Source organism: Vibrio sp. CB1-14, assembly GCF_040412085.2.
Taxonomy (GTDB): Bacteria; Pseudomonadota; Gammaproteobacteria; order Enterobacterales; family Vibrionaceae; genus Vibrio; species Vibrio chaetopteri.
This window is the reverse complement of record NZ_CP115920.1, coordinates 1,844,027-1,859,049: the sequence shown is the minus strand read 5'-3', so window position 1 is coordinate 1,859,049 and position 15,023 is coordinate 1,844,027. Positions and strand designations below refer to the sequence as shown.

Below are 15,023 nucleotides of genomic sequence, written 5' to 3'. Positions count from 1 at the left end.
TCCGTCGAGTTGATCCATTAAACGGTAACCAAATAAGTAATAGGTTCGTACTATTTAATAACTTGGTATAGAATTATCAGGATATTAGTAATCCTTAGTGACATTTTTATTACGTTTAGATGTAAGCAGTGTGACAGATGAAATTTGTTAAATCATTGATTTTATACGGTATGGTAGTTTTCGTATCGGCGTGCTCTAATCAGCCAGAGCGAGCGGAACATACAAGGCAACACTACAATACCCCAGATAATGCGCCCTTCCTCGCTGAATATAAAAAATGGCAAGGTGTTCCATATCGTTTGGGCGGCACCAATTATTCCGGCGTTGACTGCTCAGCATTTGTTCAAGCGGTCTATCAAGACGCCTATTCTCTCTCATTACCACGGACTACAGCGCAGCAAGTCAAAGTAGGTGAAAAAATCGCCTACAAGAGTGCGCAAAGTGGAGATTTAGTCTTTTTTAAAACTGGTAGAAAAACCCGTCACGTAGGAATATATTTAGGTGGCAATACGTTTATGCATGCTTCGACATCAAAAGGGGTAGTGCTTTCTCGCTTAGATAACCCATACTGGGCATCGACGTTTTGGCACTTTAGAAGTGTTCAATAACGTTTCTCTCTGTAATTCGATACAGAGAGAAACGCCTAGATTAATCGTATTTTGCCACCGCAGTGTCAAATAGATTTTTTACTAGTGCGATATATTCCTCAAGAAAAGCGACTTGTTCATTGGTCGCCTTTTTGTTCCAAACGCCCGCTAACACTTCTTCCAGATCCTGGATAACTAAATCCACTTCCTTAAGAAGTTTAAAGCGTACACTGGCATGAAGCTCTGGGTTTTGTTCGAAGACCGCCATAATATTTGAGGCAACCATATCCGTTGATACGTCCTCAATGGTCTCTTCTCCTGTATCCCCCAACTCTGAGGTAAACACACTTAGATTGAGCGCAAGGTGTTCAATAAGTGCTTGATAGCCGTCAGTATCTACAACCACGACTGCTCTCCTAGCAATGACAATAATGACAAGATCTTCACCATAGCAAACCTAAGTCACGTTTGTAAGAACACAAAGGAAAATTCGGGTGTCACGTCAATGATTCTGTGCGCTGACAGTATGTTATGTAAGCAATATTGTTCTACACTAGCCATAGTGTTGGCAGGTGGGAGACGTTTATGTGGCAAGCAATTTCAGATCAGCTTTCAGAAACTCTAATGTTTGAGTTCAATATCTCCGAGCGCATTAAAATGAGCGGCGGGGACATTAATCAGTGTTACATGATCAGCGATGGTGATCAGCGTTACTTCGTCAAAATCAATGACAAAGACTTTATCGCGAAATTTGAAATCGAAGCCGACAATCTCACTGCCCTAAGAGAAACCAACACGGTTCATGTACCTGAACTGGTTCACATTGGTAAAACCAAAGAGTGTGCCTTTATCGTACTCAATTACATACCTGTAAAACCCTTAGATACTGGCCCTGCTAGTTACCAGCTTGGAGAGGAACTTGCCAAACTACACAAGTGGGGCGAGCAAAAGGAGTTTGGGTTCGATCAAGACAACTATATTGGCACCACACTGCAACCTAATCAGTGGCACAAAAAGTGGTCACGATTCTTCTCTGAGCAGCGAATTGGCTGGCAACTTCAGCTTCTAAAAGAAAAACAAATCACATTCACAGATATCGATGAATTTGTTGAACTGGTAAACGAACAGCTTTCCGGGCACAATCCCAAACCGTCTTTACTACACGGTGACCTTTGGTATGGCAATGCGGCTAATACCGCGTTTGGACCAATATGCTATGACCCAGCGAGCTATTGGGGTGATAGAGAATGTGATTTAGCAATGACAGAGCTTTTCGGCGGGTTTAGGCAGGAGTTCTACGACGGATACGAAAGTATTTTGGCGATCGAGCCTATGTACGAGTACCGCAAGCACATCTACAACTTGTATCATTTGCTCAATCACTGCAATTTGTTTGGTGGTGAATATTTGGATCAAGCAGAGAAGCTTATCACCACCATCCAATCATCGTAATAGCCACCTTTTAGTCGAGGTCAACCAAAGACATGCGGCTTTGCTCCCGATAGAGAATATCTTCTAATCGAACAAAGCCGTTTTCATTATGTGAAATAGAACTCACATTAAGCCAGTTCGTTCTCAATCCCGCACGCCTTGCTGGCAGTATATCTCGTTCAAGTTGATCTCCAGTCATTACGAGTTGACTGGTATCTGTATTGAGCTTAAAGGCAATGCGTGGGTAAAAATCCTCATCATCTTTGCCGACACCAAGGTTGCTGAAACAGAAGTACCCAGATAAGTATTCAGCAAGCTGCGCTCTTTCAAAGGCTCTTTTTACATCCTCTTCTGCAGAATCTTTGGCATTGGTTGCGACATAAATGGGGCAGTATTTTGCGAGCCCACTTAATAGCGCTTTCGCCCCCTCCACCTGCTGAATTTTTTGCCAATCGCACATCTTGCCACTTTGGCTGGGGTCATCGACCATGAGTGTATCGCCCCAATCAAACAAGTAAATATGATCACGTTGACGCCAAAGCTTTTCTAGTTCACGCCACTCCTCTCGCAGCACGCCATACTTAACGCTGTCGTAATAGTGCCCTTGATAGTAACGAACCTTGCGCAGGCGCGCTTCCTGGGTCATACCAAGTTTTAGCGCACACTTCATCATTCGCGGATTGCCGCTCCATGTAGTCAGCCCTACTCGCTCTATATCTAGAGTATTGAACAGATAACTCACCCATGGGATCAGCGCTTTCATGCCAATGCCACAGCCCCAAAGTCGGGAGTCATAAACCAGTACTCCAACTTCAAGCCAACGGGTTTTTTGGTCTTCCCAGTAACAACTTACCGTTCCGACGACTCTTTGATGATACTCAATAACAAGCGCTTCATTACCCAACATGAGTTTGGAGAAGTAACCCTCGCTAAACTGCTCACGCGTTGGACGCTGATAACCAAAGTAAGGACCATTAAGCTTCGTCCAAGCTTCATCCTCTGTCATAAGTTGATAGAGCGGTTCAAAGTCTTGCTCTGTAGCGACCCGAAGCGTGATATCTTGAAAACTCAACCTCTCTTGATTCATACCTTGCGCACCTCACTTTCATCAAGAAAACACCAAGACTCAGCTCCATCGAAATATTTAACCTGGGTAGATTTAAGGCCATCCGCCATTCTAAAGTTGATGGCCGTTCTCGGGGTCGATGAGCTATCAGCAGACTCATAATGAGTAACGCAACCACACACAGCGCAGTGATGAAAATCGATACAGCCATCCCCCCAGCGATAAGCTACTGTCTCTTTCGCTATTTCAACCATCACGTCTTTTGGTTGAAAATAACCCCAAAGCGCGGCATAGCGTCGACAAATTGAGCAATTACAGCAGGTGACCGATTCAGGCCAATGGTCAAAAGAAAGCTGCACATTTCCACAATGACAACTGAGCGCTTGTTGTTTCATACATTTGTTTCCTTACTTTCCGCCAGATACATCCACGAATGTGCCCGTCACAAAAGAAGCCTCTTCTGATATCAGCCATGAAATTGCATTGGCAACTTCCTCCGCTTCACCTCCCCGGCCGAGTGGGATCTGCGACTCTAATCGTTTAACTCTTTCTGGCTCTCCGCCATCGGCATGCATTTCCGTATTAATCAGTCCCGGGCGCACCCCGTTTACACGAATATTTCTACCGGCTAGTTCGGACGCTAACCCTCTAGTAAGAGTATCCACCGCTCCTTTACTGGCGGCATAATCCAGGTACTCAAATGGTGACCCGGTAACCGATGCGCGAGAAGAAACATTCACTATGCTTCCCCCATTCATGTATTTAATTGCTTCACGGGCGCATAGTAGTGTTCCAGTCACATTAGTCGCTAAGATTTGAGTAATACGCTCCGCGGTAATCTGCTCAAGGGTGCACTGCGTACTTAAGATCCCTGCATTATTCACTAACCCATAAATCTCGCCATGCTCTGCATAGATGGAGTCAAACATGGAAACAACTGAATCCTCACTGGCAATATTCACCTGATAACTACACGCTTCTCCACCATCTCGTCGTATATCACTAACCACCTGCTCTGCTCGCTTGGCGTTTGATAAGAAGTTAACGACCACTCTATAGCCTTTAGCCGCTAACAGTTTGGATGTAGCAGCGCCAATGCCTCTGCTTCCACCGGTAACCACAATTAATTTACTCATTTCCACCTAACCTGAAATCAAAGACAATGCAATCGCGAGCATGATAAAGCCCACTAGCCCCTCCAAAATCTTCCATGAAATAGGCTTATGAAAAATTGGAGTGAGGAGCCTGGCGCCATATCCTAGCGAAAAGAAAAAGACGAATGAGGCCGTTACCGCACCAAGGCCGAACGAGAATTGCTGAGGGGCATATTGCGTTGAGATAGAACCTAGAAGAACGACGGTGTCTAGGTAAACATGAGGGTTGAGCCATGTTAATGCTAAACAAATAAGCACTGTTTTCATCAGACTGGCGTTGCTATCCCCTTCAGGATCTAGCTGATGGTTGCTTGAAATTGCAGAGCGAAAACTCTGAAAGCTGTAGATAAAGAGAAATGCCGCGCCTGCATATCGAGCAACCGTTTCGACAGAAGGATAGGCTTCAATCACTGCTCCAAAGCCACTCACACCGGCGGTAATCAGCAAAGCATCAGAAACCGCACAGACCGCGCAAACTGCAAATACATAATGGCGTTTTAACCCTTGCTTTAAGACAAATGCGTTTTGTGCTCCGATCGCGAGAATTAACGATAAACCTAACGAAAAACCGGTAAAAAAGACCCCAATATCCAAACCAACTCCGAGTTACATCCATATAACAATCTGATGTTTTAGCGCGTAATTAGTTGAATTTCAATCTAAACCTCGTTCTCATGCCGTACAGTCACAAACACGTCTTCACTTTCTAGGGTAACTTCAAACAAAATTGGGCGACAGCAGACATAGCAGTCTTCAATATACTCCTGATTGTCCAACGTGCAATCAATAGAGGTCTCAAACGCCTCCCCGCAATAAGGGCAGTTCACCCGCCATTCTCTGATCGCTTCCATATTCCAATCCTGTTGCTTTTTATCAAGTTTAGAATTTTAACGAGACATTAACAAATCTTGTCCTAGCCTCTATGTGCACAAGCACATATAAGGAGATCACTGTGAATGTTCTAATCGACACCGACGTCGACTTCGATGACTACATGGCAATGCTGTATCTACTGCTACACCCCGAAGTCAATGTGGTTGGGATTTCCGTCACTGGTACAGGTGATGCACACCTCAGTCATGGGCTACACAACGTTAGCAACATGCTCTCGCTAACTGGAAAAGCGGCAGACTTACATATACCAGTCGTCAAAGGGTTTAATGCCCCCATGCGATACAGCAACACCTTTCCCGGAGAAGAACGAGAGGCTGCCGATAACCACTACGACACTCCGTTTCCACATCAAAACATGCATCGTGATTACATAGATGCGATTCCTTTTTTAGAAGAATACATCTTAAGTGCCTCAGAACCCGTTTCGCTACTATGTATCGGTGGTGGAACCACATGGGGGCGATTTCTTGAATACGCAAAAGACAAGCCTAGTTTGTCCAAAGCGTTAAAAGACAAAATCTCTCAAATCATAATGATGGGAGGCAACCTAACGAGTGAGTTCGTCGAGCCTGGTGCTGAAGGGAACATTCAACCAACCTTGTCAGAGCCACCTTGCTATTCCAACAAAGTGGCTGAATGGAACATTTTTGTCGACCCCTTAGGCGCTCAGACAATCATTGAAAGTGATTTGAATCTTACGCTCGTCGCACTCAATGCAACCCAGCAAGTTCCAATTACTCAAACTTTTGTCGATGAGCTGAATCAAATAGAAAACAACAGTGCACGCTTTCTCACTCAGGTACTCAACAGCCAGTCTATTAAAAAAGGCATTGGCAAGTACCTCGACTTTTGGGATCCCCTCGCCGCTTCAGTCATCACTAATCCTCAATTGATTCAAACTCAATCTTTTCGAATTCGAGTCGAGCAAACCTTAAATGAAGAAAACGATACTTCGGGACAGATTTTGGTCGATCACAACAATGGTTCGTCAGTAAACATTGCCCTTTCGGCCGATGCTGACGCTACCTATTGCAATTATCTAAATACTATAAATAGTGACACCGTCACAAAATGAACCACATTTACGTCAGAACACTAGGAAGCATTATGATACAGATAAACATAAATCGCCTATTACTCACTCTGTGGCTAGCGACCACATCTTTCATAGCGTTTGCAGAATCCCCAGCATGGAATAATGCTGTAAACAAACCACCCACAAATTGGCAGGGGCCTACTTTCAAGCTTAGCGATCAATACCCCACTGAAATGCCAGCAGCCTGCACAGATGTCACGTGCCCTTGGCTAAACATCGACCTTTTCTCTGAGTCGAAAGGTGTCGACTTTAGCGACTCTAGTATTCCAGACTGGTCTAAAGAACCCAAATACAAGGATTATATAACCAGCATCCTCGACTACATCAAACAAGGTCAAACCCGCGACCTCAACAATGACCAAGGATTGATCGTCGACGTAGACGGTCAAACACGATGGTTTCACATACCATGGATGGCTTATGCAAAAGAAACCGGACGTGAATTTGTTCATGGACTCACTAATGAGCGTACCGCTCATTTAAGCGACTTTTATGGTGTAGGTGGCCCTAGCGATGGCGAAGGACGTGGCTTTGAAACGTGGGCTGTGGGTATGTACAACGATATCGGTGCGTACACAATTGGCCAAAGTTTTGATAAAAATGGCCAGCCTATCTTAGAGACAGTTAACGGAATCACCTCGACTAAAGGTATGCCGTTCAAAGAAGGCACTGTGGTCGTCAAATTCCTGTTTTCTAGTGTTACGCCTACTGATGTGGAGTACCTCAAAGGCTCTCCTAAATGGCAGGCTAACCGTCATAAAGAAACAAGTGACAATTATGATAAGTGCAGCCGCACAATTCAAGATGTTCACCTCGTTCAGGTTGATGTCGCGGTTGTCGATAGCCGCTCGCCTACCCGATGGGTCTACGGCACATACGCATACATCAACAACGGCGGAACGACGGTTTGGGATAATCTTCAACCAGTTGGGCTCCAATGGGGTATGGATCCTTGGACATTCCCAGCCGTACCAAAATCTGAATCCATTACTGCGCGTCAAAGCGTCCTCAACAAATCCATTGAGAAGTATGAGCACTTTGGTTGCGAAGACCGCTTAGCAGGCCCCGTAGATAACAAACTCAGCTCTTGCTTATCATGTCATGCTGGCGCATTTGCCAATGTAGATGATACCAACCCTCAAATGGGTGTCACTATTCCCCCTATTTTTGGTTTTGACGGTCTATGTAACCAATACAGCCAAGAGAACGTTAACTACTTCCAAACGACACAGTTCCCGCAAGCTTATAGCGGTGGAAACTATCCAAACCTACTTAATCTAGATACGTCTTTGCAAATGCAAATCGCCGTTCAACAGCATGCGATGTTCGCTGCTAACATGCCAAGAGAGTGTGAGGACAAGTAATGAAAGCGAACCTTATTGCATTAACTCTCTTTACATTGTGTGCAAGTCAAGCACTTGCAGAGAGTCAGGACGAGCTATACCACCATCTTGAACCCAAACTCTCTGGGCACTTGCTTGCCGAAGTGCCCTCGCAACCTTTTGCCGCTTCTGGTGTCGTCAAGAGACCATTCTTCGACTACTTCAACTGGCAAAACTTTATTGCGTTAATGTGGCCATCGAAAGCCAACTCCCATGGTGAACCATTTGAACCCAACAATACGGCCGTTTTTGGTCATTACTCTGATGGGAAGCTTCCCGTATGGCTTGGGTGGAAATCCGCATTTAACCTATTTCCACAAAATGGTGATAAGCCCGTAGCGTGGACAGCTCGCAATGGTACGGCTATTTGCAAAAGTGGAGATTACGAAGGACAACCGGTTTTGGTTAGCGGTTCCAAATTCAGTACGGTTGCAGATGAGTTAGACCAAGCCTTTGGAGGGCCTTTGGTCGATCAAACTGGTCTATTTACCCGCTACGAAGTAAGAGTAAACAAAGTTGAATACGACTTTATTCGAGAAAACGGCTATTACAATCGTAGCGAGTGGCCTAACGAGGCCATCATCATGCCATCAGGTAACGGAAAGGATAAAGAGGGTGTTATAGAGGTCAAAGCCGCATGGCGCGATCTCAGCAAAGTAAACCCGAAGTTCCATTCTCGTTTCTTTACGCTTGATAACGCTGTCGTATCCGTACCAGGTACCTGTGATGACGATAAAAATGCGATGATGCGCTGTGATTGTACTACGACCAAGGTTGGTCTTGTTGGTTTTCATATCGCCCAGAAGACGCCCAACTTCCCACAATGGGTCTGGGCGACCTTCGAACAAGTCGATAACCTAGGCGAAGACCCGTCCACACCCGCAGAGATGACGCCATCCTACTACGACCCTACCTTGTATCAGCGTGAAGCCTCAGTTTTAAGAGCCAATCCCGCGCAACACCCCGGAGCAAGCCGAGTACCAGAACCTGGAGACTTTTCTAATACGACACCCATCAATGTGGTTCGCCTTAGCCAAATTCCTGATACTCCTTTGCGCGAAGACCCTAACAAGCTTGGCTATTCGACCACTGATATGAATACTCGATACCGCAACCTGCTAAAAGGCACCGTTTGGGAGCATTATCAACTAATTGGTTCACAATGGCCTCAATTACCCTCTATTTCTGCCAAAACACCCACCGATGGAGACTTTGGATGTGAAGACGGTACACCCGTTCAAGCGGGCGGCATGCCATTTCCTGAGTGCCAATTGGCCAACATTACTATGGAGACGTATCACCAATACGATAGCTGTATGAACTGCCACCAAGGTGCACAAAGAGCTGGAGCTGATTTTAGCTGGATCCTCGCTACTCGAGCCTATGACGACACTAATTCAAAAGGAAATGACAATGACTGACAAGACAAAAACCAATAACCCATCCTTAGCCAGTAGTACCGATTTTAGCCACACCAAAAAGCTAGAAAAGGAACTCATTGTCAGAGGGCAAGGTGTTGTCGCCGTAGCGGCGAGTACTGATTGTGAACTCAACTTCTTAGAATTTTGCTTTGGTGAAGGAAAGCGAGCAATGAAGCTCTCTGTAACCAGTATTTCGACAACGATACAAGGGTTAGATGGTTCTGGAGATTGGGTAATACTGGCTGCGAATCATCATGGCATCGATCGCGATCCGCAATGTCAATATTGGCTCAGTATCGATGGTAACAACGCCGTCGTTCGCTATGGTAAAGGTGAGATACGCGGTAATACCGTCTTGTTGGAATACGGGCTTAAACAAGATGAACAATATCTTCGTGCCAATGATATTGATAGCGAAGCTGAAAGCTGGCTTAAAGAAGTGAAAGACGTCGATATTCTGGCTTCAGATAACCGCCTTACCGATAAGGTTCTCATTGACCCCGTAACCATCGAGCCTCCGCTGTTTGTCGCCAAAACAGACGATATCAGTATGGATGACATCGCCTTCCAGCACAAAACCGTTGCAGAGAACTTAACCCCAGCCTGTCAGCAGCTGTACGCCAACATCTCAGGTAAGCAATTTACCCTCAATACACAAGCCTTCCCGCAGTTTGAGCAGGCTATTAACGAGAGTATCAATGACGTCAATGGATGGTGTTATCAAACGCTAAAAGCCAAGGCAAACGAGTTTGGCTCCGATGCACCGGAAGAAACCTATTTGCGAATCACAATGGGGGTAAACCTCGGAGAATCACCGGGTATCCCTTTCGTTATGGAGATATGGCCAAGCGAGCATTACTCTCCTATCCACAACCACGGTGATGCTAATGCCATTATCAGGGTGCTGTCTGGTGAAATAACAGTGAAATTATTTGCGATGCTGTCTAAATTTCACGACGATCCGACACCGTTTGCCACTCAAGTGTTTAAACAAGGCGAAGTCACTTGGCTATCACCGGGTCTAAACCAAATTCACCAACTTAAAAACAAAGCGAGCGATGGTAAAGCTTGCATTACTATTCAATGCTACCAGTACAATCGTGATAATACTCAGCATTACGAGTATTTTGATTACCTTAACCCAGAAAAACGCACCATCGAGCAGTTTGCGCCTAACAGCGATATGGGTTTCTTAGAGTTTAAAGCGCGTATGTGGCAAGAATGGCGTGAGCGCCATGGAAGTGAGATTGATTAAGATAAACATGGTTAACCAGTGATGTGCAGGCATCACTGGTTCTTTTCCTGTAAACAAATTGAACTAAGAAAAAATCGACAGTGCAATCGCCATCAACATTGGCATCCCACCTGCAATAAACAGCGATAAACCAAAGCTGTAATTTTGACGATAGTGCTGGTGCTTTTCGCCTTGCAAGTCATGCCCAGTGACCATGCCCTTCATTTTATGCGTTACTATGTCTACATCGTAAGTACGACTGACCTTTCCACCATCCCAAACGAGAGCGGTGACACACCATATTGAAGCGGCATTAAAAAACGCCCCATCCATCAAGTTGGTGACTTTAAAAAACGGGATAAACAAACCTAGCCCAAAGACAGCTAACGCAGCAACGATATTAGCAACGACTATAAGACAAATTAGGTTGAGCATCGTTTCTCCTAAAGCTGTTTGGTCATGAACACACTATTGGGATCGAGCACGTAATCAGCAAAAGGGTCGCATTCAACAAAACCATGGCCGGAGTAAAGTGTGCGAGCCGCTGTAAAGTAGTCCTCTGTGCCCGTTTCTAAGCTTAAACGAGAAAAACCCCGCGCAGATGCCTGACTCACAAGATGATTGAGCAGTGTTTTCGCCACCCCTTTGCCTCTCGCATTATGAGCAGTGCGCATCGACTTAATTTCCGCGTGCTCACTGTCCAAAGCTTTCAACGCAATACACCCTAACAACTCTTGCTCGTTCCACGCCGTCCAAAATTCTACGTTAGATTGGCGTAGAGCCTCTATATCAAGAGCGTGAACACTTTCCGCCGGTGACGTGGCATACATATCATCTAAGTGCTCTTGAAGTAGAGCTTTAATTTGGTGGCTTTGCAAATCGTCCTTAACAATATCCAACTATCTTTCCTTCGGTTACTAGCTTCAAGCTAACAATATACGACCCCGTATCATGAAATCCATATCTCGTTGAAAATTAACAGCCTTTGCTATGCTTTGTGAGGTTTAGATCTCAAAACTAGACCAGCATACAATCGTTGAAAGTATTGTAAGTCTTAAATACACCTAGGCAGGGATAAGGAGGGTTACAACATTGAATTTACTGTACTCTTCCTCGAAGCGATTTTGTTTGGCTCTTACGCTTTTTGCTATCAACACGTCGCTTTTGGGATGCTCTTGTCGGCTTAGTCGCTCTCCGCGCTTTTTGAACGACTGTCGCAGAAAGTATTATTTTCTTGAGCCGCTCGAGAGCATCTTCACGATTCTGCTCCTGTGTTCTAAATTGTTGAGCCTTTATGATGATGACGCCTTCTTTTGTAATCCTCGAATCGGTTAACGACAGGAGTCTTTCTTTGTAAAAGTCAGGCAATGTAGAACGTTTAATGTCGAAGCGCAGGTGTATCGCAGAGCTGGTTTTATTAACCTTTTGACCACCAGCGCCCATAGAGCGAATGGCTGTGAGCTCAATCTCCCAATCGGCAATCGTAACGGTATTTGAAATATGTAACATGATAGTTTAAAGAGAGTAGTCAAAGACAATAATGTCTTCGAGTAGTGGTCGAAACACGGCTTTGAGCGCGTCATGCTCTGGGTGCGGTAAGTAGTTTTGACGGCCTTGCTCATCGCGAAACGTCATCAACACAGAGTGAGTATACTGTTTATTTTTTCCTTCAAGGCTATCGTTGATGCCCCACTCCACCGCTTCTACTCCGTCAACTTTTGATGGTATTGCCTCAAATAATGACATAAGTGCCTCAACGTCAGCTTCCGTCGCCGTGGATTTGAATTGGATGAGTAATATGTGACGTATCATACCAAGTCCCTATTAATGAATTAACTTTAACGTAATGAATTCATTAGATAGTAACCAAGAAATGGAACCAGTACCACCTAGCATTACCTCTGACGCATCAGTGCTATGGCGAACCCTGAACCAAGAAAAGTAAGGCCAGCGCCGACATTAAGCCCAGACACCACCTTAGGTTTATTCTTGAGCCAAGTTACCAAACGGGATGCAAATACACCCATCAAAGCAAAGCCGACCGAGGTAAGTAATGCGAACCAGCAGCCATAAACGACCATTTGCCATGTCACTGAACCCAGCAATGGATTTACAAACTGAGGCACAAACGCGAGTACAAATAAGCCTGGCTTTGGATTGAGTGCTGCCGATAGAAAACCAGTCGAGAAAATGGATTTTAACGGTGTTGGCTTGGCCGGTTCTAGAGTAAATAAACTTCGCAATCTAAGCACCTTTATTCCTAACCAAATCAGGTACGTTGCGCCAATCAGTTTCACAGCGTAAAAGACCAACTCCGACGTTTAAATAAGTAAGGTCAGCCCAAATGTTGCCGACATCACATGAAACAAGATCCCACAACCAGAAGCAAGGCCAGACACCAAAGCCGCAAGCTTGCCTTGACTGAGTCCCCTGCCTATAGCAAGCAAGTTGTCTGGACCAGGAGATAACACCAGCAACACACATGCGGTGGTATACGCAATAAAGACTTCTATAGGGAACATCATCAACTCCATTTGTGCATCAGAAGCCCAACCGACAATCGGTTGAGAACTTTAATCATAGTCATCTAGTGAAATGTTGTACTTCGTCAGTACTTCTTGCATTTGCAATTTCTTCTGACCAGCAGCGACGGCCATCACTTTCGCTGTTACATCCGAAATCTCACCTTTGGTAATCCCTGCTTTCTTTGCCTCATGTAAATAGTAACGAGTACAAGGCAAACAGTTCATGCCCATTGCGGCGGATAGCCCAACCAAAAGCTCCGTTCTAGTATCGAGATGTTTGTTGTCGTGAGTGGAGCGATAAAAAGCGCTATAGGGTTCCTGATGTTTACCTAACATAATATGATTCCTTTCTATTGAAAATTTAATTCATTCAATACATTAAGAATGAATAAAGCCCAAGAGACGAGCTAAACATCCAACCGTTATGGTCGCACTTTAGCAGCTCTCTTGGGCTAGAAGTTTTGTGAATACAATCGCAATTCACTGTGTGAGTGAAAATACTAAACTCAGCTTATCAATCCGTTAGCTTGTCTTTAATCATATGCAAATGCACATCTTGTTGTGGGAATGGGATCGAAATACCTTCTTTATCAAAACGAAGCTTCACTTCCTTAGTAATGTCCCAATACACATCCCAATAATCGTCTGTTTTTACCCAAGGTCGGACAATAAAATCGACAGATGAAGTATTCAGCGTGTGCACCTTAATCATTGGTTCCGGTGATTTAAGTGTCGCAGGATGAGCCTGAACAATCTCAGTCAGAACCGCTTCTGCTTTTAGCAAGTCATCCCCATAACCGATACCAAAAACCATATCGACTCGTCGTGTGCGCTCATGGGTCACGTTCTTTATCACATCGCCCCAAATCTTGCTATTCGGCACTATGATAATTTGGTTATCAAACGTTCGAATCGTGGTATTCACCAGACTCATGTGGCTTACTTTGCCGTCTACACCTCCTGCAAATACAAAGTCACCAACATCAAACGGACGATAAATAAGTAGCATCATCCCAGCGGCAAAGTTTGACAGTGTATCTTGCAATGCGAAACCGATGATTACACCCGCAATACCGAAACCGGTTAGGATAGGCGCAAGGTTTAAGCCAATCTGAGACAAGCCAACCATAATACCGATCACCCAGACAATATTGCCTGACATCGATACAAAGAAGTTCTGCATTAGGTGGGACAGTTTGAGGTTTTTATTGATCACCGCTTTAGAAACCACTTTCCTCACTAGTTTAACGATAGCGCGAGTTACAAACAGGATTAATAGGAAAATCAACACTTGGAATAACTGTTGCGGCGCATTGTCAGCAAGCCAATCTACCGCCTGACTCCACCAATGGCTAATGAGTGACAGCATCACTTTTCCATCGAGAATGTCTTGGGTAATGTTCCCCGTTATCGAAAAGACTTGGCGCTTATATTCTGATGTGTCTATCCCGACTGCATCTCCAAGTACAATAAGATTTCGTAGGCTTTTAGTCTCAATGTTCAAACGTTGCTTTAAAATGAGCTGGCTGGTTTGTAAACCCGCTTTATCCGCTTCTGGTGCGGAAGCAATTTGCGCGCTGATCGCTGTGGCTTGTTGACCAAAATATTCAATTGACGCCGAGGTTAGGCGTAATTTATTGCCAATTAGAAGCTTAAACTCTGCTTCCGCCTCTTCGTCTCGCACATCCAGTTTGTCGAGCCACTCCAAATTTTGCCAGCTAGCATCGTAGCTTGAATTCAAATAGTCTTGAAGCTCACTGTAGGAATTCAAAATTGAAAGCTTATTCTCCTCTTTCGCTCCGTTAAACTCCTCAGAGACGGCGTCGATTTTCTTCTCAAGGTACTCTTTTGCCCCAATAGTATATTGCTGTTGGACTCTCACTTGCTCAATCAACATCTCTTTGGGAAGTGATCCTGCATCAATGGCATTGCCTATTACTTCACGCAACTCATTGTTCTTGTTAAACAAACGAAACTGAATGGCATCTTTTTGATCGCCAGTTGTGACTTTTAATTGCTCAGATAAATCACGAATTTCGCCGTTGACACGTGTTAGAGCGGCTTCCGCTCTCGTTGCCGCGGGAGATGTTGTTTGCGCCGATTCACTCTCTGCAAAGAGAGCTCCACTAAAACAAAGCAAAAATAGCGATAGAAAAATGGCTGACCATCTGCTCTGTAAAGACGAGGCAGAAATAACCGAGGAAAAGGAAACACACATTCAAAACTCCTTGAT

Annotated in this window: 20 protein-coding genes; 6 read left to right on the top strand and 14 right to left on the bottom strand. The window is 44.8% G+C overall.

Going from position 1 to position 15,023, the window contains the following annotated elements; genetic code table 11:
• Positions 1-137 precede the first annotated feature (137 nt).
• The gene (locus PG915_RS08430) at positions 138-608 is read left to right on the top strand and encodes a C40 family peptidase (protein ID WP_353496125.1); all 471 of its coding nucleotides are present in this window, start codon (positions 138-140) and stop codon (positions 606-608) included.
• A 40-nt stretch (positions 609-648) separates the two neighbouring features.
• On the opposite strand, the gene PG915_RS08425 is transcribed toward PG915_RS08430, so the two are convergent.
• Positions 649-993, bottom strand: a complete 345-nt coding sequence (locus PG915_RS08425) for a DUF3802 family protein (RefSeq protein ID WP_042498691.1) — start codon at positions 991-993, stop codon at positions 649-651.
• 179 nt (positions 994-1,172) lie between these two features.
• Between PG915_RS08425 and PG915_RS08420 the strand changes: the two genes are divergently transcribed.
• Positions 1,173-2,039: a fructosamine kinase family protein gene (locus PG915_RS08420; RefSeq protein ID WP_353496124.1), complete on the top strand. Its 867-nt coding sequence runs from the start codon at positions 1,173-1,175 to the stop codon at positions 2,037-2,039.
• 10 nt (positions 2,040-2,049) lie between these two features.
• Here PG915_RS08420 and PG915_RS08415 read toward each other — a convergent pair whose 3' ends face one another.
• The 5 genes from PG915_RS08415 to PG915_RS08395 form a co-directional block, all read right to left on the bottom strand.
• Complete coding sequence (locus PG915_RS08415) at positions 2,050-3,105, bottom strand: GNAT family N-acetyltransferase (RefSeq protein ID WP_353496123.1); 1,056 nt, start codon at positions 3,103-3,105, stop codon at positions 2,050-2,052.
• Positions 3,102-3,479 carry a GFA family protein gene (locus PG915_RS08410; RefSeq protein WP_353496122.1) on the bottom strand — a complete coding sequence of 126 codons (378 nt, stop codon included), beginning with the start codon at positions 3,477-3,479 and terminating at the stop codon, positions 3,102-3,104. The genes PG915_RS08415 and PG915_RS08410 overlap by 4 nt, the downstream gene beginning before the upstream one ends.
• Before the next feature lie 12 nt (positions 3,480-3,491).
• Complete coding sequence (locus tag PG915_RS08405; RefSeq protein WP_353496121.1) at positions 3,492-4,220, bottom strand: SDR family oxidoreductase; 729 nt, start codon at positions 4,218-4,220, stop codon at positions 3,492-3,494.
• Positions 4,221-4,226: 6 nt separating this feature from the next.
• Positions 4,227-4,826 carry a LysE/ArgO family amino acid transporter gene (locus PG915_RS08400; protein WP_353498689.1) on the bottom strand — a complete coding sequence of 200 codons (600 nt, stop codon included), beginning with the start codon at positions 4,824-4,826 and terminating at the stop codon, positions 4,227-4,229.
• Between the two features lie 71 nt (positions 4,827-4,897).
• Complete coding sequence (locus PG915_RS08395) at positions 4,898-5,089, bottom strand: CPXCG motif-containing cysteine-rich protein (protein WP_353496120.1); 192 nt, start codon at positions 5,087-5,089, stop codon at positions 4,898-4,900.
• Positions 5,090-5,190: 101 nt separating this feature from the next.
• Here PG915_RS08395 and PG915_RS08390 point away from each other — a divergent pair, with 101 nt between their 5' ends.
• The 4 genes from PG915_RS08390 to PG915_RS08375 are packed head-to-tail and all read left to right on the top strand — an operon-like array spanning position 5,191 to position 10,286.
• Positions 5,191-6,207: a nucleoside hydrolase gene (locus PG915_RS08390; protein WP_353496119.1), complete on the top strand. Its 1,017-nt coding sequence runs from the start codon at positions 5,191-5,193 to the stop codon at positions 6,205-6,207.
• Positions 6,208-6,239: 32 nt separating this feature from the next.
• Positions 6,240-7,592 (top strand): hypothetical protein, encoded by a 1,353-nt coding sequence (locus PG915_RS08385; RefSeq protein WP_353496118.1) that lies wholly within the window; start codon positions 6,240-6,242, stop codon positions 7,590-7,592.
• Positions 7,592-9,031 carry a hypothetical protein gene (locus PG915_RS08380; protein WP_353496117.1) on the top strand — a complete coding sequence of 480 codons (1,440 nt, stop codon included), beginning with the start codon at positions 7,592-7,594 and terminating at the stop codon, positions 9,029-9,031. The genes PG915_RS08385 and PG915_RS08380 overlap by 1 nt, the downstream gene beginning before the upstream one ends.
• Positions 9,024-10,286, top strand: a complete 1,263-nt coding sequence (locus tag PG915_RS08375) for a cysteine dioxygenase (RefSeq protein ID WP_353496116.1) — start codon at positions 9,024-9,026, stop codon at positions 10,284-10,286. Before PG915_RS08380 ends, PG915_RS08375 begins: the two co-directional genes overlap by 8 nt.
• Positions 10,287-10,349: 63 nt before the next feature.
• Here PG915_RS08375 and PG915_RS08370 read toward each other — a convergent pair whose 3' ends face one another.
• The 8 genes from PG915_RS08370 to PG915_RS08335 form a co-directional block, all read right to left on the bottom strand.
• The gene (locus tag PG915_RS08370; protein ID WP_353496115.1) at positions 10,350-10,700 is read right to left on the bottom strand and encodes a hypothetical protein; all 351 of its coding nucleotides are present in this window, start codon (positions 10,698-10,700) and stop codon (positions 10,350-10,352) included.
• An 8-nt stretch (positions 10,701-10,708) separates the two neighbouring features.
• Positions 10,709-11,164 (bottom strand): GNAT family N-acetyltransferase, encoded by a 456-nt coding sequence (locus tag PG915_RS08365; protein WP_353496114.1) that lies wholly within the window; start codon positions 11,162-11,164, stop codon positions 10,709-10,711.
• Between the two features lie 199 nt (positions 11,165-11,363).
• Positions 11,364-11,774: an alternative ribosome rescue aminoacyl-tRNA hydrolase ArfB gene (gene arfB / locus PG915_RS08360; protein WP_353496113.1), complete on the bottom strand. Its 411-nt coding sequence runs from the start codon at positions 11,772-11,774 to the stop codon at positions 11,364-11,366.
• A gap of 6 nt (positions 11,775-11,780) precedes the next feature.
• Positions 11,781-12,077 (bottom strand): Dabb family protein, encoded by a 297-nt coding sequence (locus PG915_RS08355; RefSeq protein ID WP_353496112.1) that lies wholly within the window; start codon positions 12,075-12,077, stop codon positions 11,781-11,783.
• An 83-nt stretch (positions 12,078-12,160) separates the two neighbouring features.
• Entirely contained in the window at positions 12,161-12,577 is a 417-nt protein-coding gene (locus tag PG915_RS08350; RefSeq protein WP_353496111.1) for a LysE family translocator, read from the bottom strand.
• Between the two features lie 9 nt (positions 12,578-12,586).
• A complete protein-coding gene (locus tag PG915_RS08345) occupies positions 12,587-12,787 on the bottom strand; it encodes a hypothetical protein (RefSeq protein WP_367357774.1) in 201 nt (66 codons plus the stop codon).
• A gap of 51 nt (positions 12,788-12,838) precedes the next feature.
• Positions 12,839-13,126 carry a carboxymuconolactone decarboxylase family protein gene (locus PG915_RS08340; protein ID WP_353496109.1) on the bottom strand — a complete coding sequence of 96 codons (288 nt, stop codon included), beginning with the start codon at positions 13,124-13,126 and terminating at the stop codon, positions 12,839-12,841.
• A gap of 178 nt (positions 13,127-13,304) precedes the next feature.
• Positions 13,305-15,008 carry a mechanosensitive ion channel family protein gene (locus PG915_RS08335; protein ID WP_353496108.1) on the bottom strand — a complete coding sequence of 568 codons (1,704 nt, stop codon included), beginning with the start codon at positions 15,006-15,008 and terminating at the stop codon, positions 13,305-13,307.
• Positions 15,009-15,023: the final 15 nt, after the last annotated feature.